Raw genomic sequence first — 23,726 nt, 5'->3', positions numbered from 1 at the left:
GCCTCGCGGTCATGGTGCACGTCGAACCGGTCTCCGCGTACCCGCCCGCATCGAGCCGCACGCTCGCACAGTGGCTCGACCCGGAGCTGGGGAAGCAGTACGCACCGGAGTTCTCCACCCGGCTGCGGGAGATCGCGGATGCGCGGGCTGCGGCGGCCGGCATGTGGGCGGCGCTTCTGAGCGTGGGCATCTCGGCCGTTCTGTTCGCAGGGGTGATGGTCGCCGTCACCGGCCGAACGCTGTCGACCATGCCATGGATGATCGTCGGCCTTGTCCTCGCGGCGGTCGGCGGATGGTTCCTGCAGCGCGTGCGGCGTTGGGTGCCGAGGCCGGAGACCTCCCTGTCCGTCCGCGGCCCGGGGAGTCTGCGGAACGGGCTGTGGGCGGCCGGAGGGATCCTGTGCGTCTTCACGGTGTTCCTCGCGATCGGCGCCCTGACGAGCGGCCGGGTGCTGGTGCCGGTGCTCGTCGAACTCGGCATGGTGCTCCTGCTCGTCTCGGTCTTCGTCGTGCCGCCCTCGATCGTCGGCCGCAGCAGGCAGATCCTGCGACGGCAGACGCAGAGGAATCCTCGCCTCGCAGCGACCCTGGAGCGCGAGCGTCTGTCGTGGGCGCCGACAGGGCGTACGGAGATGTTCGGGCCGCTCTGAGCGATCGGTGGCGGGCGGGGCGGATGCCGCCGCGCCGGTAGACTCGGTTCTCGTGTCCGACAACGCACAGACTTCCCCTCGCGCTTCCGAAGCAGCACAGATCACCCCCGAGGCGGTGGAGACCGCCGTCGAGGCCGCGCTCGCCGCGATCGGGTCCGCGGTCGACACCGCCGAGCTGAAGGCCGCACGCGCTGCGCACGTCGCCGAGGGGTCGCCGCTCGCGATCCTCAACGCGTCCATGCGCCAGGTCGCTCCCGAGCACAAGGCCGCCTTCGGAAAACTCATCGGCCAGGGCCGCGGGCGCGTCACGCAGGCGCTCGCCGCCAAGGAGGCGGAGCTGGCCGAGGCCGAGACCGCCGCGCGGCTCGAGGCCGAGCGCGTCGACATCACCGCGGTCGCCTCGCGCACCCGAGTCGGCGCCCGGCACCCGCTCACGTTGCTGCAGGAGCAGATCAGCGACGTGTTCGTCGGCATGGGCTGGGAGATCGCCGAAGGCCCCGAGCTCGAGCACGAGTGGTTCAACTTCGACGCGCTGAACTTCGACGTCGACCACCCCGCACGTCAGGAGCAGGACACGTTCTACGTGGATCCGCCCTCGCGTCACCTCGTGATGCGCACGCACACCAGCCCCGTGCAGGTGCGCTCGATGCTCGACCGCGAAGTGCCCATCTACGTGCTGTGCCCCGGGCGCGTCTACCGCACCGACGAGTTCGACGCCACCCACCTGCCGGTGTTCACCCAGTTCGAGGGCCTCGTCGTCGACAAGGGCATCTCGATGGCGCACCTCAAGGGCACGCTCGACCACGTCGCGCGTCAGCTCTTCGGCCCGGAGGCGAAGACCCGCTTCCGCACGAACTTCTTCCCCTTCACGGAGCCCTCCGCCGAACTCGACCTGTGGCACCCGACCTTCAAGGGCGGCGCGCGGTGGATCGAGTGGGGCGGCTGCGGCATGGTCAACCCCAACGTGCTGCGCGCGGCGGGGATCGACCCCGATGTGTACAGCGGCTTCGCGTTCGGCATGGGCGTCGAGCGCGCCTTGATGTTCCGCAGCGATGTGCAGGACATGCGTGACATGGCCGAGGGCGATGTCCGTTTCAGCGAGCAGTTCGGGATGGTGGTGTGATGCGCGTCCCGCTTTCGTGGCTGCGTGAGTACGTGGATGTGGCCGAGACGGTCACGCCGGACGACGTCTTCGCGGCGCTCGTCTCCGTGGGCTTCGAGGAGGAGGAGCTGCACGGCTTCGACATCTCCGGCCCGGTCGTCGTCGGGCAGGTGCTCTCCTTCGAGGAGGAGCCGCAGTCCAACGGCAAGACCATCCGCTGGTGCCAGGTCGACGTGGGCGAGGCGAACGGCGGCGTCCGCGGCATCGTCTGCGGCGCGAGCAACTTCGCAGTGGGGGACAAGGTCGTCGTGACCCTGCCCGGCGCCGTGCTGCCCGGGCCGTTCCCGATCGCCGCGCGCAAGACCTACGGGCATGTCTCCGACGGCATGATCGCCTCGGCCCGCGAGCTCGGTCTCGGCGATGAGCACAACGGGATCCTGATCCTCTCCGAACTCGGCATCGACGCCCCTGTCGGCACCGACGCGATCGCCCTCCTCGGACTCGACGACGTCGCCGTCGACGTGAACGTCACGCCCGACCGCGGCTACGCGTTCTCGCTCCGCGGCATCGCCCGCGAGTACGCGCACGCGACCGGAGCCGCCTTCCGCGACCCCGCCGACCGCGACTTCGCCGAGCTGCAGCCCGGCAGCGGCCGCACCGCGGTCGTCGAGGACGCGGCTCCCATTCGCGGCGCCACCGGCGCGACCGAGTTCGTCACCCGCGTGGTGCGCGGCGTGGATCCGTCCCGTCCCACTCCGCCGTGGATGATCGCGCGCCTCACCCTCGCGGGCATGCGCTCGCTCGGCGTGCTCATCGACATCACCAACTACGTGATGCTCGAGCTCGGCAACCCCGTGCACGGCTACGACCTGGACAAGCTCGACGGGAACATCGTGGTCCGCCGTGCTGCGCAGGGCGAGACCATGGTCACGCTCGACGGCCAGAAGCGGATCCTGCACGCCGAGGACCTCCTGATCACCGACGGCTCGGGTCCGATCGGCCTCGCCGGCGTCATGGGCGGCGGCACGACCGAGATGAGCGGCACCACGCGCAACGTGCTCATCGAGGCGGCGACGTTCGACCCCATCACGATCGCGCGCTCCGCCCGCCGGCACAAGCTGCCCAGCGAGGCGTCCAAGCGCTTCGAGCGCGGAGTGGATCCGCTCATCCCGTTCGCTGCCGCGCGTCGCGTCGCCGATCTCATGGTCGAACTCGCCGGCGGCACCCTGACGGAGGAGGGCGGCGCGCTCTTCGCCGAGGTCTACATCGAGGGCATCGACCTTCCGGCCGGCTTCGTGCAGGGCCTGATCGGGGTGGACTACACCGACGACGAGGTCACGGGCGCGCTCGAGACGATCGGCGCCGAGGTCACGGCGGACGACCCTTCGACAGGCTCAGCGACCGGGTGGGTAGTGATCCCGCCGAGCTGGCGCCCCGACCTCACCGACAAATGGTCGCTGGCCGAAGAGGTCGCGCGCATCCACGGACTGGACCGGATCCCGTCCGTGCTGCCGACCCCGCCGTCCGGTCGCGGACTGACCGACTTGCAGCAGGGCCGGCGCCGCGTCGCGAACGCCCTGGCCGCCGCAGGACTCGTGGAGACCCCGGCGTTCCCGTTCACCACTCAGGAGCAGAACGACCTGCACGGCTCCGCCTCCGGGGAGAGCCTTCCCGGTGTGCGCCTCGCGAACCCGCTCGACGGGCAGACGCCGTTCCTGCGGCGCTCCCTGCTCCCCGGGCTGCTGCAGATCGCGCATCGCAACATCGCGCGCGGCCTCGTGGATCTGGCGATCTTCGAGACCGGCGTCGTGTTCCTGCCGGAGCCGGGCGTGGTCTACGGCACCGACGAGGTGCCGCCGCTGGGTGTCCGGCCCTCGGACGAGAAGCTCGCCGAGCTGGACGCCTCGATCCCGCCGCAGGCCCGCCTCGTCGCCGCCCTGTTCACCGGGCACGTCACCCCGCGCCAGCCGGGGCGTGCGGCCGAGGAATACGGCCTCAGCGAGGCGCTCGACGCCGTGCGCGTGATCGCGGATGCCGCGGGCGTCGAGATCGACGTCGTGCAGGGCAGCCGTGCGTCCCTTCACCCGGGACGCGCCGGTGTGCTGCAGGTGCGCGGCACCGAGGTCGGCTACGTCGGCGAGCTGCACCCCCAGGTGTCGGCCGACGCAGACCTGCCCGGACGCGCGGTGGTGCTCGAGCTCGACCTCGACGGCGTGCTGGCGCTGGCGGGGGAGCGCGTGGTCGCGGCATCGCTGTCGACCTACCCCGCCGCGACGCAGGACGTGTCGCTCGTGCTCGACGCCGGGATCCCCGCCGCCGATGTGAGCGCCGCCCTGTCCGAGGGCGCAGGCGCGCTGCTCGAGTCGGTCCGCCTCGTCGACGACTACCGTGGCGAGGGCGTTCCGGACGGATCCAAGAGCCTGACCTTCGCGCTGCGCTTCCGAGCCGACGATCGCACGCTGACCGCCGCAGAGGCGACGGAGGCGAAGCTCGCCGGCGTCGCCGTCGCGACCGAGCGGTTCGGAGCTCAGATCCGCGACTGACGCGGACACGCGCTCGGTTAGTGTGGGCGCATGGACACAGCACGAGGGGGACGTTCCGGCGGGACCGCCCGCAGGAGACGGGCGGTGGCCGTCGTGGCGACGGTGGGCGCAGCGATCGTGGCGCTGATCGTGAGCGCGTGCACGCCGACCGCGGACCACGGCGGCAGCGGAAGCACCAGCGGATCCTCCTTCGAGAACGACGGGTGCACGCACGTCGCGGTCGCGACGTCGTCGGAGAAGGTCAACATGCTGGACGCACTGGCCGCTGCGTTCAAGGACTCCGTCGAGAGCAAGGGCCTGAAGACGTGCGCGACGGTGCGCCCGGTCAACGTGTCATCGGGCAACGCTGCGGCATATCTCACCCAGGGCGGAGACTGGCCGACCAAGGATCGCGACCTGTGGCCGACGCTCTGGTCACCGGCGTCGACGGTGTGGACCGATCGCGTCGCTGCGGCGTCCTCGGCCTCTCTCGTGGGAGAGCCGGCGTCGTTCGCGCGCACGCCGATCGTGTTCGGCATGCCGGAGACGATGGCCAAGGCGCTGGGCTGGCCGGACAAGAAGCTGGGCATCGCCGATCTCGCGAACCTGTGCAAGAACCCGGATGGCTGGGGCAGCGTCGGCAAGCCGATCTGGGGATCCTTCAAGATCTCCAAGACCAACCCGAACACGTCCACGACCGGTCTCTCCACGATCCTGATGCAGGCCTACGCCGCGAGCGGGAAGTCGAGCGACCTGACACCCGCGGACGTGGACGCCGCCGCCGACTTCTCCCGGGTGTTCGAGGAGTGCGTGATCCACTACGGCGACACCACCGGCAATGTGCTGTCCCGCCTGTACGACGAGACGCAGCACGGTGCGAAGGGCTCGGGTTACGTCTCGGCCGTGGCGCTGGAGGAGACCTCGCTGATCAACTACAACCTGGGAAACCCCGACTCGCACACCGTGCAGCCGGGGGAGAAGCTCACCCCGCCCAAGGACAAGCTCGTGGCGATCTACCCGTCCGGTGGATCGCTGTGGTCCGACGACCCGATCACCGTGCTCGGAGCGGACTGGGTCACCGACGCCCAGCGCGCGGCGGGGACGGCGTTCGCCGCGTTCCTGCAGACACCCGCGGCGCAGAAGCTGCTGCCGGCCTACGGCTTCCGCCCGCTGGACGAGAAGGCCGACCTCGGCGACCTGTTCACGAGGCAGAACGGCATCGATCCTGCCCAGCCCGCTATCTCGCTGCCCAAGCCGGACGTGAGCACGATCTCTGCGGCTCTGGACCAGTGGGCACAGGTGCGAAAGCCGTCCTCGGTGATGGAGCTCATCGACATCTCCGGATCCATGGACGACTCGATCGGCGATGGAAGAAGTCGTCTGGACGGCGCGATCGACGGCGCGCAGCAGAACCTGCAGCATTTCCGCGGCACGGACGAGGTGGGGGTGTGGGCGTTCACCACGGAGGTGCAGTCGTCGGCCGGTAAGAACGTGCTCGCCGTGCGCGACATCTCGCCGCTCGGCTCCGACCGGGAGTCGTTGAGCGGCTCCCTCAACGATCTGCATTACGCGCACCGCGCCGGCACGCCGTTGTACGACGCCGTGCTCACGGCGTACAAGGCGATGAGCGCGCGCGCCGAACCCGGCCGCATCAATGCGATCGTGCTGCTCTCCGATGGTCAGGACACCGACTCCGACACCTCGCTGGACTCTCTGGTGGCGCAGCTCGGCAAGGACGCGAAGGAGGGCGGTGACCAGTCCCTGGTGCGCGTGTTCGCGATCGCGTACGGCGCGGACGCGGACAAGACCGCCCTGAAGCGGATCGCCGAGGCGACCGGCGGGCAGATGTTCGACGCCTCGGATCCGCAGCGCATCGATCTCGTGTTCGCCTCGGTGATCAACAACTTCTAGTGAGGCGCGCATGACCGAGCACACGGGCGCCGGAGCGGCCGCGGATCCGTCCGGCGGCTGGTTGGACGACGCTGCGAGCCATCTGCAGCAGGGGGCCGTCTACGTCTCGCCGGATGTCGCGAATGCGAGCGGACTGCAGACGCAGCTGGCGAAACTGGTGCCGTCCGACGGCTCCATCGCGGTGGTCGTGCTGCCCGACCAGGCGCACTTGGACTCGGCGCCGTACACGACGTACCTGCTCAACAAGCTCTTCGACGGAACGCACTATGGATCCCTCGTGGTCGCGATGGGCACCGACCTGCAGGCCACGTCGCGCACGATCCCGAAGGATGAGGCGATGTCGATCGCGAACGAGGCGGAGGGCAGCGCGAACGGGAACACCGCGAACGCGCTCACCGCGGCGGTGCAGCGAATCGAGGCGTCGGTGCCGGAAAGCGAATCGACCCCGGGAGCCGCGGGCCCGGCGGTGGCATGGTTGCTGCCTGTGGGGATCGTCGCAGCCCTCGTCGCTGCGGGAATCGTGACGGCGATCACCGTGCTGCGTCGACGCCGCGAACGCCGAGCGGAACCCGCCGCGATCCCGTCGTCCGTCAATGACAGGCTCACCCGATTGAGCGCCCTGCAGCAGGACTATGCGCGACTGGGCGCCGGGGACGCGATCGCCGCGCGGACGGCGACCACGATCGGCTCCCTCGTCGGCACCGTGTCGCAGCTGTTCCCACGGCTGGATGCGAGAGCCGCGGATGATCAGCGCGGTCTCGCCGAGGTCGAGTACACCGACAAGCTCGGCCGCCTGGTTGCGGCGCTGGATCGCGACTACCTGCTGGACATCTTGCAGAATCCGCAGCTGTGGGAGGACCCGGACGAGCGGATCCAGGAGGTGCAGGAGGCCCTGGATGCCGTGTCCCAGCAGGCGCTGGACAACGTCAAGCAGGTGAATGCTCGCAAAGCCCTTCATTTCCAAGTCTCACTGGACTCACTGGTCGGCCGCGATGAGCTGCGCGATTGGGAGCGCGAATTCGAGCGCAACTCGAAGCCGACCGACTCGGGCGAGGACCAGACGGACCGCAAGTGACGGGCGCGCCGGCGGAGGGACCGGGAACCGGGCCGAATCCGTAACACCGCGGAAACACGTTCGACCTCGAGCCGATACCCCGGGAGGCTTAGAGTCTCGATGTTCCCTGACATCGGAGGCCCTGCATGCACGTGAGTCCGGCTGAGACCGAGAAGCTCCTGCTCGCCGTCGCGGGCATGGTGGCGAGGGACCGCCTGGCGCGCGGAGTGCGGCTCAACTACCCGGAGACCGTGGCGCTGCTCAGCACATGGGTGATCGAGCGGGCGCGCGAGGGAGCACTCGTCGAAGATCTCATGCAGCAGGGGCGCGAGGTGCTGACCGCCGACGACGTTCTGCCCGGGGTCGCGACGATGCTGCACGACGTGCAGATCGAGGCCACGTTCCCGGATGGGCGCAAGCTGGTGACGGTGCACCACCCGATTCAGGAGCCGCTCGCCGCGCGGTCGGAGGAACAGTCCGTGCCCGCAGAGGCGCCCGGCGCATACCGCATCGTGCCGGGATCGATCGAACTGAACGCGCGCAGCTCGGCGGATGCGGCGAAGAGCCTGGTGTTCCTGAACACCGGCGATCGTCCCATCCAGGTCGGCTCCCACGTGCACCTGCCGGACGTCAACACCGCCCTCGCTTTCGACCGTGCCGCGGCGCATGGCTTCCGACTGGACATCCCGTCGGGCACGTCGCAGCGGTTCGAGCCGGGGGCGTCTCGCGAACTGGCGATCGTCGCCCTCGCGGGGATGCGCCGAGTGCCAGGTCTGCAACGGGGGAACACGGACGAACCGGCGCTCGACGCCGAGACGGGGAGGGGGGCCTGATGCGTCTGGACCGCGAGCGCTATGCGTCCATCTACGGCCCCACCGCGGGCGATCAGGTGCGCCTCGGCGACACCGATCTGTGGATCGAGATCGAGCGTGATCTCACTGTCGGCGGCGAGGAGGCCGTGTTCGGGGGTGGCAAGTCGATCCGCGAATCCATGGCGCAGTCGACCGCCACCCGGGCCGAGGGCGCGCTGGACACCGTGATCACCAACGCGATCGTGCTCGACTGGTGGGGCATCGTGCGCGCCGACGTCGGCCTGCGCGACGGCCGGATCGTCGCGCTGGGGCGCTCGGGCAACCCGGACATCGCCGATGGCGTGCATCCCGATCTCGTGATCGGCCCCTCGACCGACGTGATCTCGGGCGAAGGAAGGATCCTCACCGCCGGCGGGATCGACTCGCACGTGCACCTGCTCTCGCCGTCGCAGATCCACGAAGCTCTCGCAGCGGGGATCACCACGATCGTCGGCGGCGGGACCGGCCCCTCCGAGGGATCCAAGGCGACGACCGTCACCCCGGGCGCGTGGCACCTCGAGACGATGCACCGGTCGCTGGACCGCTTCCCGGTCAATGTGCTGCTGCTCGGCAAGGGCAGCACGGTCTCCCAGGAGGCGCTGCGCGAGCAGGCGCTCGCCGGTGCCGCCGGATACAAGATCCATGAGGACTGGGGTGCCACTCCGGCAGCGATCGACGCGGCGCTGACGGCCGCCGAGGAGTGGGGCCTGCAGGTCGCGCTGCACTCCGACTCGCTCAACGAGACGGGCTATGTGCAGTCCACCATCGACGCCATCGGCGGGCGCGGCATCCATGCGTTTCACGTCGAGGGCGCCGGCGGCGGTCATGCTCCGGACATCCTCGCGATCGCGTCGCTGCCCAACGTGCTGCCCGGATCGACCAACCCGACGCTGCCGCACACCGTGAACACCGTGGCCGAGCACCTCGACATGCTCATGGTGTGCCACCATCTCAATCCGGCCGTGCCGGAGGATCTGGCGTTTGCGGAATCCCGGATCCGGGCCACGACGATCGCCGCCGAGGACATCCTGCACGATATGGGGGCGCTCTCGGTCACGTCCTCCGACGCCCAGGCGATGGGGCGGATCGGCGAGGTCATCACCCGCACCTGGCAGGTCGCGCACGTCATGAAGCACCGTCGCGGGCGGCTGAGCGAGAGCCTGCCCGCCGACAACGAGCGGGCCCGGCGATACGTCGCCAAGTACACGATCAACCCGGCCATCGGGCACGGGATCGATCACGAGGTCGGATCCGTCGAGGTCGGCAAGCTCGCCGATCTCGTGCTGTGGGATCCGCGCTTCTTCGGCGTGCGCCCCGAGGTCGTCATCAAGGGCGGCGGCCTGGTCTGGGGCGCGCTGGGGGATCCGAACGCGTCCATCCCGACGCCGCAGCCGGTCCTGATGCGCCCCGCGTTCCTGGACGCGATCGGCGCCGACCTGTCGGTGTCGTTCGTCTCGCCCGCCGCGCTCGCCGACGGTCTCCAGGAGCGTCTGGGCCTGCGCCGCCGGCTCGCCGCTGTGCGGAGCACCCGGGCGGTCACGAAGGCGGATCTGAAGAACAACGACGCCCTCCCGCGGATCGACATCCGTCCCGACACGTTCGCGATCTCGATCGACGGCGAGTCCGTGGTACCCGCCCCTGTGGATCGGCTTCCGCTCGCCCAGCTGTACGCGATGTTCTGATCATGACCGCTCCGGCACTCCTGTCGACGCGCCCCGCGTCGCTCACCGTCGCGATGCTGCTCGCCGACGGCCGGCTGCCGTCGGGCGGGCACGCGCATTCGGCCGGTCTCGAGCCCGCACTTCTCGCGGGCATGTCCGCGGAGGAGGTACCGGCGTACCTCGTCGGGCGGGCGCGGACCACGAGCCTCCTGGAAGCCGGGACGGCGGTCGTCGCACGGCACCGGCTGCGTGACGCCTCGTCTGATCCGGGGCTCGACGAGATCGTCGATCACTGGGCGGCGCGCACCCCCAGCGCGGCGCAGCGTGAGGCGTCCCGGCTCCTCGGACGAGGTGTCCTGCGCCTGGCTGCACGGCTCTGGCCCGATGCCGAGGCCGTGCGGGCATGCGTCGAGCTGACAGCCCCGCCGAGGCCGGTGGTCGTCGGCGCGATCGCCGCGGTGACCGACATGGATCCGCGTGACCTGGTCCGGGTCTTCGTCTACGAGGACGCGCAGACCGCCGCAGCGGCTCTGCTCAAGCTCGCCCCAACCGACCCCGCGGTGCCCGTCGGCTGGGTCCTCGCTGCGTGCACCGCAGTCGAGGAGTTCGTCGACGCCGTCGCCGAACTGACCGATCCCGCCGGCATCCCCGCCGGCAGTGCCCCTCACTCCGAGGGCTGGGCGGAAGCCCACGCCCTCACGAACCGGAGGTTGTTCCGTGCCTGATTCCCTCGTTCCCCGTGCCCTCCGCCTCGGCATCGCCGGCCCCGTCGGGGTGGGCAAGTCCACCCTCATCGCAACGGCCTGCCGCGCTCTCGCGGATGAGATCGCGCTCGCCGTGATCACGAACGACATCTACACCGATGAGGATGCGCGCTTCCTCCGCTCCGCCGGCGTGCTGGATCCGGACCGGATCCGCGCGGTGGAGACCGGAGCATGCCCGCACACGGCGATCCGCGACGACGTGACGGCGAACCTGCTCGCCGTCGAGGACGTCGAGCAGGACTTCGCGCCGCTGGATGTCGTGATCATCGAGTCCGGCGGTGACAACCTGACGGCGACCTTCTCGCCGGCGCTCGTGGATGCGCAGATCTTCGTGCTCGACGTCGCCGGCGGCGGGGATGTCGCGCGCAAGGGCGGGCCGGGGATCGCGCGCGCCGACCTGCTCGTGGTGAACAAGACCGACCTCGCCCCGTATGTCGGCGTCGACGTGGCGCAGATGGTGCATGACGCGTCGGACGCCCGGGATGGCAGAGAGGTGCTCGCGCTCTCGCGCACCGACCCGGACTCCGTGGCGCGGCTCAAGGGCTGGGTCCTGGATATGCTCGCCGCGTACCGCTCCGGCGCGCATGAGCCCCAGGATCCGGGTCCGATGGCGCCGCATTTCCACGCCGACGACAGCGAGGCCGGCGGGTACGTGCACAGCCACGATGACGGTGCGGTGCACGTGCACGCGCACGCGGAATCCCGGTGACGGACGCCGTCACCGCATCGATCACGGTCGTCCAGGTCGCAGCCGGTGCCGATCGTGCCCGCGTCGTGCTGCGCTCCGGTGCGATCGCCGCACGCATCCTGGAACGCCGGCCGCGCTACGCCCGCGTCGGGCTCGTCGCCGCGGGAGCGCTCCTGCTCGGGGGCGATGCCGTCGACCTGCGCATCTCGGTCGGCGCGGACTGCACGCTCGAGCTGGAGGACATCGGCGGCACCGTCGCCTATGACGGTGAGGGCAGACGCGCCTCGTGGACGGCGCGCATCGAGATCGGCGACCGCGGGATCTGCACGTGGCACGGCCAGCCCTTCGTCATCGCCGACGGCGCCGACGTCGACCGTCGCACGGACGCGGAACTCGGCGACGGTGCGGCGCTGCTGCTGCGCGAGACGCTCGTCCTGGGCCGTGTCGGGGAGCGCGGGGGCGCGATCCGGGCGCGCACCGGGGTCACCGTGCAGGGCACGCCCGCGCTGATCGAACACTTGGACGTGGATGGGCGGTCTCCGATCCCCGGGGTCCTCGGCTCCGATCGCGTGCTCGACAGCGTGGTCCTGATCGGGCGTGAGTCCGCGGAGCAGGATCCCCCCTGGCGCACGAGCGGGATGGCTGTGCTGCGCCCCGAGCGCGGTGGGCTGGTGGTGCGATCGGTCGTCGACGCTGCCCATCTCGGCGATCTCGCGACCGGGTGGGGCGCGCTGCGGGAGGAGCTGATCCATGAGGCCTAGCCCGGCCGCGTACGTCGTCGGTGCGCTGCACGTTCTCGGATGGGGTGCGCTGCTGCTGTCCGCGGGATCTCCGCTCGGCATCGGGCTGGGGGTCACCGCGTATCTGCTCGGACTCCGGCATGCGTTCGACGCCGACCACATCGCTGCGATCGACAACACGACGCGGCAGCTCCTCGGGCGCGGGCGTCCGGCGCGAGGCGTGGGTCTGTGGTTCTCCCTCGGTCACGCGAGCGTCGTCTCGGTCCTCTGCGTGCTGCTGGCGTTCGGTGTCGGCGCGCTCGCCGCGGGAATCTCGGATCCGGGCTCGCCGCTGCAGGTCTGGACGGGAGTCATCGGTCCGGTCGTGTCGGGCGTCTTCCTGCTCGTCATCGCGGGGGCGAACATCCTCGCCCTGCGCCGCCGTCGCCGGCCCGGCGATCATCGGCACGGCGGTCCCGCATGGGCGCTGGTGGGCCGGCTCGACGCGGTGATCGACCGGCCGTCGCGGATGTATGTCGTGGGGCTGCTGTTCGGTCTGGGCTTCGACACGGCGACGGAGATCGGTCTGCTGGCCCTGGCGGGCTCCGCAGCGTCCCGTGCCGTGCCGTGGTGGATGATCCTGATCCTCCCGGTGCTGTTCGCCGCGGGCATGTCGCTGCTGGACTCCGCTCAGGGGGCGATGTCGCGGCGCGCATACTCGTGGGGCTCGACCGGACGCGAGCGGGCGATGCGGCGCTACGACCTGCTGGTGACGGGCGTGTCGATCGTCGTGGCGCTCGTGATCGGCGTCGCCGAGCTCGCGGGGGTGGCGCTGCGGAGCCTGCCGCACCCGAGTGGCTTCGCGCGCGCCGTGGGCGAGCTCGATCTGAACGCGCTCGGGTTCGTCCTGACCGGGCTGCTGATCGTCTTCTGGGCGGCCGCCGCAGCGTGGGCCGGGGTCGTGAACGGACAGCGGTCCGCAGAGCGGTCCCCGCTGGACTGACCGCGCCTTCGCCGCGCGCGAGGCGTGCGAGGCGAAGGCGCCTGGCTAGACTGGCCCGCAGTGACACGGGGTGCCGCATCCGCGGCTGAGATCACACCCGTCGAACCTGATCTAGGTCGTACTAGCGAAGGGATGTCGCGATGAACGCGCGTCTGGAATTGTCGTCCGAGTCCACGGTGGAATCCGCCGCGGACCTTCTCACGCAGCTGTGGGCGGAGCCCCCGCTCGTGCAGTGCATCACGAATTCGGTCGTGACCGGCTTCACGGCGAACGTGCTGCTCGCGCTCGGCGCGGCTCCCGCGATGGTGGACATCACGGGCGAGGCCGGCATGTTCGCCGCGATCTCGTCCGGGCTCCTGGTCAACCTCGGCACGCCCACGCCCGAGCAGCGCTCGGCGAGCCTCGAGGCCGTCGGCGGTGCGCGCACGGCGGGGACGCCGTGGGTGCTGGATCCGGTCGCGGTCGGCGTGCTGCCGGTGCGCACCGCGCTGGCGCAGGACCTGCTCGCGCTGCGTCCCACCCTCATCCGCGGCAACGCGTCGGAGATCCTCGCCCTCGCCGGCCGCAGCCTGGGCGGACGCGGCGTGGATGCACTGGACGGCACCGAGGCGGCGGGTGGCGCAGCCCGCGAACTGGCCCGGAGCACCGGCGGGGCGGTGGCCGTATCGGGCCCCGTCGACCTCCTCGTCGACGCCGAGCACGAGATCCGGATCGCGAACGGCGATGCCCTGCTCACCCGTGTCACAGGGGGCGGCTGCGCGCTGGGCGCGGTGATGGCCGCCTTCCTCGGGGCTGCGCGGCAGACCGGCGACAGCCCTCTGGTCGCCGCCTCCGCGGCCACCCTCGTCTACACGCTGGCCGCCGAGGACGCCGCCTCCCGATCCGACGGTCCCGGATCCTTCGCCGTCGCCCTGCTCGACGCGCTCGCGGCGATCCGGCCGGAGTCCCTCGCGGCGCGCGCACACGTCGAGGCCGTGGCGATCGAGACGGCGGAGGCCACGGCATGACGCTCGCAGACGTCGCCACCGCGCCGCGCCCCGCCGGCACCCGCGAGGCGGCCTCGCGGCGAAGGCTGACGGCGGAAGACCTTGCGCTCTACCTCGTCACGGACCCCGTGCTGAGCGGTGCACGCGGAGTGCCCGCCGTGGTCGACGCCGCCGTGGCGGGCGGTGTCCGGATCGTGCAGCTGCGCGACAAGGACGCCGATGACGCCGCGATCGTGGAGCAGCTCGTCGAGCTCTCCGAGGTCATCGCGGGGCGGGCGCTGCTCGTCGTCGATGATCGGCTCGACGCCGTCGTGGAGGCGCGGCGCCGCGGCGCGCGCGTGGACGGCATCCACATCGGCCAGTCGGACGTGTCGCCCCTCGTCGCCCGTTCGGTGCTCGGCCCCGATGCGATCGTCGGCCTCACGGCGAACCAGCCGGCGCACCTCGAAGCCGCGACGGCGCTGCCGGCCGGCACCGTCGACTACCTGGGTGTGGGAGTGATCCACCCCACGACCACCAAGCGCAACCACCCGCCGGAGCTGGGCGTGGCCGGATTCGCCGCGTTCGCCGTGGCCAGCTCGTTGCCGTGCGTTGCGATCGGCGGCATCGGCCGTGAGGATGTGGCCGCCCTGCGTGCGGCGGGCGCGGCCGGCGTCGCCGTGGTGTCCGCATTGTGCGCGGCCCCGGATCCTCGGGACGCGGCGCGCACGCTGCTGCGGGCCTGGGGTGCGGGCGGCGTGCCGCGGGTGCTCTCGATCGCCGGCAGCGACCCCTCCGGGGGCGCGGGAATCCAGGCGGATCTCAAGGCGATCGCCGCGAACGGCGGTTACGGCATGGCCGCGATCACCGCTCTGACCGCGCAGAACACCCGCGGCGTCCGGGCCGTGCACGTCCCGCCCGCCGCGTTCCTGCGCGCCCAGCTCGACGCGATCGGCGACGACGTGCGGGTCGACGCCGTGAAGATCGGAATGCTCGCAGAGGCCGCGGTCATCGCGGAGGTCGAATCGTGGCTGCGAGCGCACCGCCCGCCCACGGTCGTGCTGGATCCGGTCATGGTCGCCACCAGCGGGGACCGGCTGCTGGACACCGAAGCGGAGCAGGCCCTGCGCGCGCTGCTGCCGCTGGCCGACCTCCTCACTCCGAACCTCCCCGAACTGGCCGTCCTCGTACGGGAGCCTGCGGCGACGAGCTGGACGGGCGCCCTCGGCCAGGCGCAGCGGCTCGCGGCGGCGACCGGTGCGCTGGTGCTCGTGAAGGGCGGGCATCTCGGCGGCGACGAGGCGCCCGACGCGCTCGTCGGTCCCTCGGGGCCGGTACGCGAGTATCCCGGCTCCCGCATTCGCACCGCGAGCACCCACGGCACAGGATGCTCGCTCTCCGCCGGGCTCGCGACCCGCCGGGCTGCCGATCTGGACTGGCGCGATGCGGTGGCCGAGGTGCGGTCGTGGCTGCGCGAATCGATCGCCGCCGGCGCCGGGTTGCAGGTCGGATCCGGTCACGGTCCGATCAGCCACTTCGCCGGGCTGTGGCGGCGCGGGGGACTGGCCGCCGTCCCGGAGGCGGAGACCGTCGCCTCGGACTGGTGGGAGGCGATCGCGCCCATCCGGGACGCGATCGACGAGCTGCCGTTCCTGCGCCGGATGGTGGACGGATCCCTCTCGGCGGCCGCGTTCCGCTGGTATCTGGCGCAGGACGCGTTGTACCTGCGCGAGTACGCGCGCACCCTGGCCGAGGCGGCCCGCCTCGCGCCGACTCCTGAGGAGCAGGCGTTCTGGGCGCACTCGGCAGAGCAGGCGGTGATCGTGGAGCTGGAGCTGCACGCGAGCAGGATCTCTCCCGACGGGGTGGGGGCCGACACGTTCCGGGCCGAGCCCGCCCCGGCGACCGTCGCCTATCTCGACCACCTCCGCGGTGCCGCGTTCGATGCCGACTACGGCGTGCTGATCGCGGCCCTGCTGCCCTGCTTCTGGCTGTACTCCGACGTGGGCGCCAGACTGCACGCCGCCGCCAGCAGCGACCCGTCGCGCCCCTTCGCCGAGCACCCCTTCAAGGACTGGCTCGACGAGTATGCGGATCCGGGGTTCGCCGACGCGACCGCGCGGGCGATCCGGTTCGTCACCGCGCGCGCGGCCGCCGCGGATGCGGCCACGCGCGAGCGGATGCGGGTCGCGTTCGTGCGCTCGAGCGAGCACGAGCGGGCCTTCTTCGCCGCGGCCGCTCTCTGAGCGAGCGCAGCGCGACGGGTGGCGGCGGCCGGGTGTCGCCGCCACCCGCGACCGGGCTCGATGACGCACGAAGGCGCCCTCGATTTGGAGGAGAGCGCCACCCCGCGCTATCGTCGCCGCATGCTTCCGGCTCCGCACACGACCACCCTCACGGGTGCGGTCGTGGTGCGTCGACGCCGTTCGGGCGACCGCCGACTCTAGGCGACCCCGCGCTCCCGCGTCGTTCGCGGTCGAGTGCCGGCGTCGCCGCCTCCGGCCCCGCATCGCACTCCTGTCCCGCGCCGTCTTCTTGGGCGTCGCCGGCAGACCCGACCGTTAAGGTGGAAGCATGACGTATTCCGTCGCCGTCTCCGGCGCATCCGGTTATGCGGGCGGCGAGATCCTTCGCCTGCTCGCGAACCATCCCGACGTCGAGATCCGCACCGTCACGGCGCACTCGAACGCCGGACAGAAGCTCTCCGAGCATCAGCCGCATCTGCGCTCGCTCGCGCACCTCACCCTGCAGGACACGACGCCGGAGATCCTCGCCGGCCACGACATCGTGTTCCTCGCCCTGCCGCACGGCCAGTCCGGTCAGTACACCGACGCCCTCGGCGAGGTCCCGCTCGTGATCGATGCGGGAGCCGACCACAGACTCACCTCCGAGGCCGCGTGGGACGCGTTCTACGGCGGGGACTTCCACGAGCCGTGGGCCTACGGCGTCCCCGAGTTGCCGGTGAACGGCGTCAAGCAGCGCGAGCACCTCCGCGGCGCCACCCGGATCGCGGCCCCCGGCTGCAACGCATCCACGGTGAGCCTGAGCCTCGCCCCCGGCGTCGCGTCGGGCGTGATCGACCCGTCCGACATCGTGACGGTGCTCGCCGTCGGCCCATCCGGCGCCGGAAAGAGCCTCAAGACCCACCTCCTGGGCAGCGAGATCCTCGGATCCGCCAATCCGTACGCCGTCGGCGGCACGCACCGGCACATCCCCGAGATCCGTCAGGCTCTCGCCGCCGCGTCGGGCGTGGCGCCCGAGGGGATCCGGATCTCGTTCACCCCGGTCATCGTGCCGATGGCCCGCGGGATCCTCGCGACCTCGACGGCCCCGATCGTCCCAGGCACCACCGACGCGCAGATCCGCGAGGCCTGGCAGAGCGCCTATGGCGACGAGGTCTTCGTGCAGCTGCTGCCGGAGGGATCCGTCCCTCGCACCGCCGACGTGCTCGGCGCCAACACGGCGCTCATCGGCCTCGCGATCGATCGCGCCGCGAACCGCGTCGTCGTCGTCACCGCCGTCGACAACCTCGTCAAGGGCACGGCGGGAGCCGCCATCCAGTCCATGAACATCGCGCTCGGTCTCGCCGAGACCACGGCGCTCAGCATCAACGGAGTCGCCCCATGAGCGTGACCGCACCCCAGGGATTCGAGGCGGCCGGCGTCGTCGCAGGTCTCAAGTCCACCGGAAAGCCCGATGTGGCCCTCGTCGTGAACCGCGGCCCGCGGAAGGTCGGCGCCGCGGTGTTCACCAGCAACCGCGCCAAGGCGAACCCGATCATCTGGTCGCAGGAGGTGGTGAAGGACGGCATCGTCGAGGCCGTCGTGCTGAACTCCGGTGGTGCGAACTGCTTCACGGGCCCGTTCGGGTTCCAGACCAGCCATCTCACGGCGGAGCGCACCGCAGAGCTGCTGGGGGTGAGCGCCGGCGACGTGGTGGTCTGCTCCACCGGGCTGATCGGCACCGGGGACGAGGTCTTCCGCGGCAAGGTGCTCGCGGGCGTCGAGGCCGGCGTCGCGCAGCTGAGCGCCGACGGCGGACAGGCCGCCGCCGAGGCGATCATGACCACCGACACCGTCGCCAAGACGGTCGCGGTGAGCCGAGACGGCTGGACCATCGGCGGCATGGCGAAGGGCGCGGGCATGCTCGCTCCGGGTCTCGCGACGATGCTCGTGGTGCTCACGACCGATGCGGAGCTCGATGCGGCCGAGGCTCACGCCCTTCTGCGTCGCGCGACCGGCACCACCTTCGACCGGCTCGACTCCGACGGGTGCATGTCCACGAACGATCAGGTGACGCTGCTCGCCAACGGCGCGAGCGGGATCCGGCCCGACCTGGACGACTTCGCGGCCGCGCTCACCGAGGTCTCGGACGAGCTGGCCCGCAAGCTGCAGGACGACGCCGAGGGCGCCAGTCACGCGATCTCGATCGAGGTCGTGCATGCCGCGAGCGAGCAGGACGCGGTCGAGGTGGGTCGCGCGGTCGCGCGCAACAACCTGTTCAAGGCGGCGATCTTCGGCAACGACCCGAACTGGGGGCGCGTGCTGGCCGCGATCGGCACCACCCGGGCCGCATTCGATCCCTACGACGTGGACGTCTGGATGAACGGGGTGCGGGTGTGCACCGCCGGCGGTCCCGACCGTCCGCGCGAGGAGGTCGATCTGGCCCCGCGCGCGACGCACGTACTGATCGATCTCAAGGTCGGCGAGGCCGCGGCGACGATCCGCACCAACGACCTCACGCACGACTACGTGCACGAGAACAGCGCGTACTCCTCATGAGCGATCTTCAGGACACCGCGCCCGAGGAAGCCGCGATCAAGGCGCAGACGCTGATCGAGTCGCTGCCCTGGCTGAAGAGGTACCGCGATCAGATCGTCGTCGTGAAGTACGGCGGCAACGCGATGATCAGCGATGAGCTGCAGGAGGCGTTCGCGCAGGACATCGCCTACCTCCGCTACGTCGGCGTGCAGCCGGTCGTCGTGCACGGCGGCGGACCGCAGATCTCCGACATGCTGGAGCGGCTCGAGATCCCCAGCGAGTTCAAGGGCGGCTACCGGGTCACCAACACCGAGGCGATCAGCGTCGTGCGGATGGTGCTCACGGGCCAGGTCAACCCTCAGCTCGTCTCGAAGATCAACTCGCACGGACCGATCGCCACGGGTCTGAGCGGAGAGGACGCCGGGCTCTTCGGCGGACGTCGCCGCGGCGTGATCATCGACGGCGAAGAGGTCGACCTCGGCCGCGTCGGCGACGTCGTGCAGGTGGATCCGACGCCGGTCCATGACCATCTGGCCGCGGGACGGGTGCCGGTCGTCTCCAGCATCGCCCCGGATCTGGACCATCCTGGTCAGTCGCTGAACGTGAACGCGGACGCGGCGGCGGCGGCGCTGGCGACCGCGCTCGGCGCGGTCAAGCTCGTGATCCTCACCGACGTCGCTGGACTCTACGCCGACTGGCCGAACCGCGACTCGCTCGTCTCGCACCTGACCACGACGGAGCTGAAGACCATGCTCCCGTCGCTCGAGTCGGGCATGATCCCGAAGATGACCGCGTGCCTGGAGGCCGTGGAGTCGGGCGTGCATGCGGCGGCCATCATCGACGGACGGGTCCCGCACTCGGTGCTCGTCGAACTGTTCACCAGCAAGGGAATCGGAACGGAGGTGGTGGCGGGATGACCTCGCACGCCGCACAGACATCGGCACAGGCCTGGCAGGGCGCGGCCGACCGCGACCTGATCCTGAACGCGGGCCCGCGGTTCGAGCTGCTCGTCCGCGGCGAGGGGTCGCACCTGTGGGACGGCGAGGGGCGACGCTACCTCGACTTCCTCGCGGGGATCGCGGTCACCGCCCTCGGGCACGCCCACCCCGTCTTCGTCGAGGCGGTCTCGCGCCAGGCCGCCACCCTCGCGCACGTGTCGAACTACTTCGCCACTCCTCCGCAACTCGAGCTCGCGGCTCGGCTGAAGCGTCTCGCCGGTACCGGCGACGCGGGGCGGGTGTTCTTCGGGAACTCCGGCACGGAGGCCAACGAGGCGGCGTTCAAGCTCGCGCGCCTGCACGGGTTGTCTTCGGACCGGGCCACCGAGCGCCCGCGGATCCTGTCTCTCGACAACGCGTTCCACGGCCGCACGATCGGCGCGCTCGCGCTGACCGCGAAGGCGTCCATGCGTGACCCGTTCCAGCCGCTGCCCGGGGGAGTGGAGCACATCCCCGCCACGATCGAGGCGCTCGAGGCGGCGATGGACGATCGCGTCGCGGCACTGTTCGTCGAGCCGATCCAGGGCGAGGCCGGCGTGCTCGAGCTGCCGGAGGGCTACCTCCGTGCTGCGCGCGAGCTCACCGCGAAGCACGGCGCGCTGCTCATCGTGGACGAGATCCAGACCGGCGCCGGCCGCACGGGCGACTGGTTCGCGTTCCAGCACGAGGGGATCGTGCCCGACGCGATCACCCTCGCGAAGGGGATCGGCGGCGGCTTCCCGATCGGCGCGCTCGTGGCGTTCGGGGACGCGGCGGCTCTGCTGCAGCCGGGCTCGCACGGCTCCACCTTCGGCGGCAACCCGCTCGCCACCGCGGTCAGCAACGCCGTACTCGAGGAGATCGAGCAGGCGGGCCTCGTGCAGAACGCGCGCGAACGCGGTGCCCAGCTGCGCGAGGTCGTCGAGGGGATCGGATCCCCGCTCGTCGCCGGTGTGCGCGGCCGCGGTCTGCTCATCGGCGTGGCACTGGCCGCTCCCGTCGCGGGCGACGTCGTCGCCGCGGCGCAGCGTCTCGGGCTCGTCATCAACGCCGCGAACCCGTCCTCAGTGCGGATCGCTCCGGCGCTCACGATCGGCGACGCCGAGATCGACGAGTTCACCGACCTGTTCACCGCCGCCCTCGCCGAGGTCGCGGCCACCGCTCTCACGGAGACGAACGCATGACCCGCCACCTGCTGCGCGACGACGACCTGACCACGGCCGAGCAGACCGAGATCCTCGATCTCGCCCTCGAGCTGAAGAAGGATCGCTGGGCCGACAAGACGCTCGCCGGTCCGCAGACGGTCGCGGTGATCTTCGACAAGTCCTCGACCCGCACGCGTGTGTCGTTCGCGGTCGGCATCGCGGATCTGGGCGGATCCCCGCTGATCATCTCGACCGCGAACAGCCAGCTCGGCGGCAAGGAGACTCCGGCGGACACGGCCAGGGTGCTCGAGCGTCAGGTCGCCGCGATCGTGTGGCGCACCTACGCGCAGGCGGGTCTCGAGGAGATGGCCGCGGGCACCAGGGTGCCGGTGATCAACGCGCTTTCCGACGACTTCCACCCGTGCCAGCTGCTCGCCGACCTGCTCACGATCCGCGAGCACAAGGGCGACTTGAAGGGTCTCACCCTCTCGTTCTTCGGTGACGGACGCAGCAACATGGCGCACTCCTACGTGCTGGCCGGCGTCACCGCGGGCATGCACGTGCGGGTGGCCTCTCCCGAGGCGTATGCACCCCGTGCGGACGTCGTCGCCGACGCTCACCGCCGCGCCGCGGAGACCGGCGGATCCCTGACCCTTCTCACGGATCCGGACCAGGCTGCTGCCGGTGCCGATGTGATCGTCACCGACACCTGGGTGTCGATGGGCAAGGAGGAGGAGAAGGCGCAGCGCCTGCGTGACCTCGGTGGCTACAAGGTCACGAGCGCGACCATGGCTCTCGCGACGCCCGAGGCGATCTTCATCCACTGCCTGCCCGCCGACCGCGGCTACGAGGTCGACTCCGAGGTCATCGACGGCCCGCAGAGCGTGGTCTGGGACGAGGCGGAGAACCGCCTGCACGCGCAGAAGGCGCTGCTGGTGTGGCTCATCGGGAAGTCTTCGGGGTCGTTGAGCGAGGGAACGAAGTGACGGAGACGAAACGCACCGCCGCGCACGGCACGAACCAGGGCGCGCTCTGGGGCGGCCGCTTCGCCGGAGGTCCCAGTCCCGAACTCGCCGAGCTCAGCCGGTCGACGCATTTCGACTGGATCCTCGCGCCCTATGACATCGCCGGCTCGCACGCCCACGCGACCGCGCTCGAGGCCGCCGGATACCTGGAGGCCGACGAGGCCGCGCGCATGCACGCGGGTCTCGACGCCCTCGCGACGAGGATCGCGGATGGCACACTGCTCCCGCAGCCCGGGGATGAGGACGTGCACGGCGCGCTCGAGGCGGCGCTCATCGCCGAGGTCGGCGCGGATCTGGGCGGGCGTCTGCGTGCCGGGCGCAGCCGCAACGACCAGATCGCGACGCTTGTGCGCATGTATCTGATCGACCACGCCCGTCTCATCGCGCGCGAGGTGCTCGGCCTCGTCGACGCGCTCGTCGCGCAGGCGCAGGCGCATGGCAGTGCGATCCTGCCGGGGCGCACGCATCTGCAGCACGCGCAGCCCGTGCTCCTCGCGCACCACCTGCAGGCGCACGCCTGGCCGCTGGTGCGGGATCTCGAGCGGCTCGTCGACTGGCGCACGCGCGCCGGCGTGTCGCCGTACGGCGGGGGCGCGCTGGCCGGATCGACTCTGGGCCTGGACCCGGCGCTGGTCGCCCGTGAGCTCGGCCTCGACCGTCCTGCGGAGAACTCGCTGGACGGAACCGCTTCCCGCGACGTCGTCGCGGAGTTCGCGTTCATCACGGCGATGATCGGCGTCAACCTGTCCCGCATCTCCGAGGAGATCATCCTCTGGAACACCCGCGAGTTCGGCTTCGTCACGCTCGACGACGGATACTCCACGGGATCCAGCATCATGCCGCAGAAGAAGAACCCGGACATCGCCGAGCTCGCGCGCGGCAAGTCCGGGCGCCTCATCGGCAACCTGTCCGGGCTCATGGCGACGCTCAAGGGTCTGCCGCTCGCGTACAACCGCGATCTGCAGGAGGACAAGGAGCCGGTGTTCGACTCGGTCCGCACGCTCGAGGTCGTGCTGCCGGCGTTCACCGGGATGGTGGCGACGCTGCGGTTCGACACCGAGCGCATGGCCGAGCTCGCTCCCCAGGGATTCTCGCTCGCGACCGACGTCGCTGAGTGGCTGGTGAAGAGCCGGGTGCCGTTCCGGGAGGCTCACGAGATCTCCGGATCCCTGGTGCGGGCGTGCGAGCAGCGCGGCATCGGTCTCGAGGATGCGGATGACGCGCTCCTCGCCGAGGTGTCGCCGCACCTGACCCCTGGGGTGCGCGAGGTGCTCACGATCGAGGGATCCGTCGCGAGCCGCGATGGCGTCGGCGGCACCGCTCCGGTGCGCGTCGCCGAGCAGCGCATCGAGCTCGTCGCCCGGGCGCAGTCCGCCGCCCACGCGCTCGGGATGTGACCTCTGCGGATGTCCATCGGCAGCCGCCCCGGACCCTTGAAACCCCCCTCTCGGCCCTCGCCGGGAGGGGGGTTTTCCCGTTCATCAGGTATTTCGCCGGTTGGATACCAGGTAGCGGGGGTGTGCGACACGCCCGGGCTGCGAGCCCGATTTGCCGGAACCCGGGGATCCGCGTAACTTATTACTTGTTCGCCCCAAGCGGTAGAGCGAAGGGCCGGAAGGCCTGACTCCCCAAGCGGCGAACAAGCCCCGATCTCAACGAAGAACTTCCCTCGTGGAAGATCTTCTACTATGATTGGGAACTCCCACCTCAGGTTCGCCGCAAGGCGCAGCGAGGGGGAGTGAGATCTAGCCCTATTTGTGATGCCGCGAGGCTGAGCTGTAGGAGCATCCGATCCTTGAGAACTCAACAGCGTGCACTTGTCAAATGCCAATTTATTCCTCGTCCAGTCCTTTTTGGGCTGGTTGAGAAATTCCTTTGGATCAAAGACCAACCCTTTGGGGTTGGCATTCGGATGAAGTCAGCAATGAT

At 70.8% G+C, this 23,726-nt stretch carries 19 protein-coding genes and 1 riboswitch; all 19 genes read left to right on the top strand.

Annotated features, from left to right (window positions below; genetic code table 11):
* Positions 1-11 precede the first annotated feature (11 nt).
* The gene (locus tag AC1DCT_RS04710) at positions 12-650 is read left to right on the top strand and encodes a hypothetical protein (RefSeq protein ID WP_477427791.1); all 639 of its coding nucleotides are present in this window, start codon (positions 12-14) and stop codon (positions 648-650) included.
* A 52-nt stretch (positions 651-702) separates the two neighbouring features.
* Positions 703-1,773: a phenylalanine--tRNA ligase subunit alpha gene (pheS, locus tag AC1DCT_RS04705; protein ID WP_477427789.1), complete on the top strand. Its 1,071-nt coding sequence runs from the start codon at positions 703-705 to the stop codon at positions 1,771-1,773.
* Positions 1,773-4,295 (top strand): phenylalanine--tRNA ligase subunit beta, encoded by a 2,523-nt coding sequence (gene pheT / locus AC1DCT_RS04700; protein ID WP_477427787.1) that lies wholly within the window; start codon positions 1,773-1,775, stop codon positions 4,293-4,295. Before pheS ends, pheT begins: the two co-directional genes overlap by 1 nt.
* Before the next feature lie 30 nt (positions 4,296-4,325).
* Positions 4,326-6,185 (top strand): substrate-binding and vWA domain-containing protein, encoded by a 1,860-nt coding sequence (locus tag AC1DCT_RS04695; protein WP_477427785.1) that lies wholly within the window; start codon positions 4,326-4,328, stop codon positions 6,183-6,185.
* Between the two features lie 10 nt (positions 6,186-6,195).
* Positions 6,196-7,260: a hypothetical protein gene (locus AC1DCT_RS04690; RefSeq protein WP_477427784.1), complete on the top strand. Its 1,065-nt coding sequence runs from the start codon at positions 6,196-6,198 to the stop codon at positions 7,258-7,260.
* Between the two features lie 125 nt (positions 7,261-7,385).
* Positions 7,386-8,072 carry an urease subunit gamma gene (locus AC1DCT_RS04685; RefSeq protein WP_477229352.1) on the top strand — a complete coding sequence of 229 codons (687 nt, stop codon included), beginning with the start codon at positions 7,386-7,388 and terminating at the stop codon, positions 8,070-8,072.
* Complete coding sequence (locus tag AC1DCT_RS04680) at positions 8,072-9,772, top strand: urease subunit alpha (RefSeq protein WP_477229351.1); 1,701 nt, start codon at positions 8,072-8,074, stop codon at positions 9,770-9,772. Before AC1DCT_RS04685 ends, AC1DCT_RS04680 begins: the two co-directional genes overlap by 1 nt.
* A gap of 2 nt (positions 9,773-9,774) precedes the next feature.
* Positions 9,775-10,476 carry an urease accessory protein UreF gene (locus AC1DCT_RS04675; protein WP_441976163.1) on the top strand — a complete coding sequence of 234 codons (702 nt, stop codon included), beginning with the start codon at positions 9,775-9,777 and terminating at the stop codon, positions 10,474-10,476.
* Positions 10,469-11,224, top strand: a complete 756-nt coding sequence (gene ureG / locus AC1DCT_RS04670) for an urease accessory protein UreG (protein WP_477427782.1) — start codon at positions 10,469-10,471, stop codon at positions 11,222-11,224. Before AC1DCT_RS04675 ends, ureG begins: the two co-directional genes overlap by 8 nt.
* Positions 11,221-11,964 (top strand): urease accessory protein UreD, encoded by a 744-nt coding sequence (locus tag AC1DCT_RS04665; protein WP_477427780.1) that lies wholly within the window; start codon positions 11,221-11,223, stop codon positions 11,962-11,964. Before ureG ends, AC1DCT_RS04665 begins: the two co-directional genes overlap by 4 nt.
* Entirely contained in the window at positions 11,954-12,925 is a 972-nt protein-coding gene (locus AC1DCT_RS04660) for a HoxN/HupN/NixA family nickel/cobalt transporter (protein ID WP_477427778.1), read from the top strand. The genes AC1DCT_RS04665 and AC1DCT_RS04660 overlap by 11 nt, the downstream gene beginning before the upstream one ends.
* A gap of 56 nt (positions 12,926-12,981) precedes the next feature.
* Positions 12,982-13,075: riboswitch (TPP riboswitch) on the top strand.
* A complete protein-coding gene (gene thiM / locus AC1DCT_RS04655) occupies positions 13,066-13,932 on the top strand; it encodes a hydroxyethylthiazole kinase (RefSeq protein WP_477427776.1) in 867 nt (288 codons plus the stop codon). Its footprint overlaps the riboswitch before it by 10 nt.
* Positions 13,929-16,136 (top strand): bifunctional hydroxymethylpyrimidine kinase/phosphomethylpyrimidine kinase, encoded by a 2,208-nt coding sequence (locus tag AC1DCT_RS04650; RefSeq protein ID WP_477427775.1) that lies wholly within the window; start codon positions 13,929-13,931, stop codon positions 16,134-16,136. The genes thiM and AC1DCT_RS04650 overlap by 4 nt, the downstream gene beginning before the upstream one ends.
* A gap of 328 nt (positions 16,137-16,464) precedes the next feature.
* Positions 16,465-17,517, top strand: coding sequence for an N-acetyl-gamma-glutamyl-phosphate reductase (argC, locus tag AC1DCT_RS04645; protein ID WP_477427773.1), 1,053 nt, complete (start codon positions 16,465-16,467; stop codon positions 17,515-17,517).
* On the top strand, positions 17,514-18,671 hold the full coding sequence (gene argJ / locus AC1DCT_RS04640; RefSeq protein ID WP_477427771.1) for a bifunctional glutamate N-acetyltransferase/amino-acid acetyltransferase ArgJ: 1,158 nt from the start codon (positions 17,514-17,516) through the stop codon (positions 18,669-18,671). The genes argC and argJ overlap by 4 nt, the downstream gene beginning before the upstream one ends.
* Positions 18,668-19,567, top strand: coding sequence for an acetylglutamate kinase (gene argB / locus AC1DCT_RS04635; protein WP_440734444.1), 900 nt, complete (start codon positions 18,668-18,670; stop codon positions 19,565-19,567). Before argJ ends, argB begins: the two co-directional genes overlap by 4 nt.
* Positions 19,564-20,811, top strand: coding sequence for an acetylornithine transaminase (locus tag AC1DCT_RS04630; protein WP_477427769.1), 1,248 nt, complete (start codon positions 19,564-19,566; stop codon positions 20,809-20,811). Before argB ends, AC1DCT_RS04630 begins: the two co-directional genes overlap by 4 nt.
* A complete protein-coding gene (gene argF, locus AC1DCT_RS04625; protein WP_477427767.1) occupies positions 20,808-21,758 on the top strand; it encodes an ornithine carbamoyltransferase in 951 nt (316 codons plus the stop codon). The genes AC1DCT_RS04630 and argF overlap by 4 nt, the downstream gene beginning before the upstream one ends.
* Positions 21,755-23,194: an argininosuccinate lyase gene (gene argH / locus AC1DCT_RS04620; RefSeq protein ID WP_477427765.1), complete on the top strand. Its 1,440-nt coding sequence runs from the start codon at positions 21,755-21,757 to the stop codon at positions 23,192-23,194. The genes argF and argH overlap by 4 nt, the downstream gene beginning before the upstream one ends.
* The last annotated feature ends 532 nt before the right edge of the window (positions 23,195-23,726 follow it).

This window comes from Microbacterium sp. 10L49, from assembly GCF_056395125.1.
This window is presented reverse-complemented; position numbering and strand designations above follow the sequence as displayed.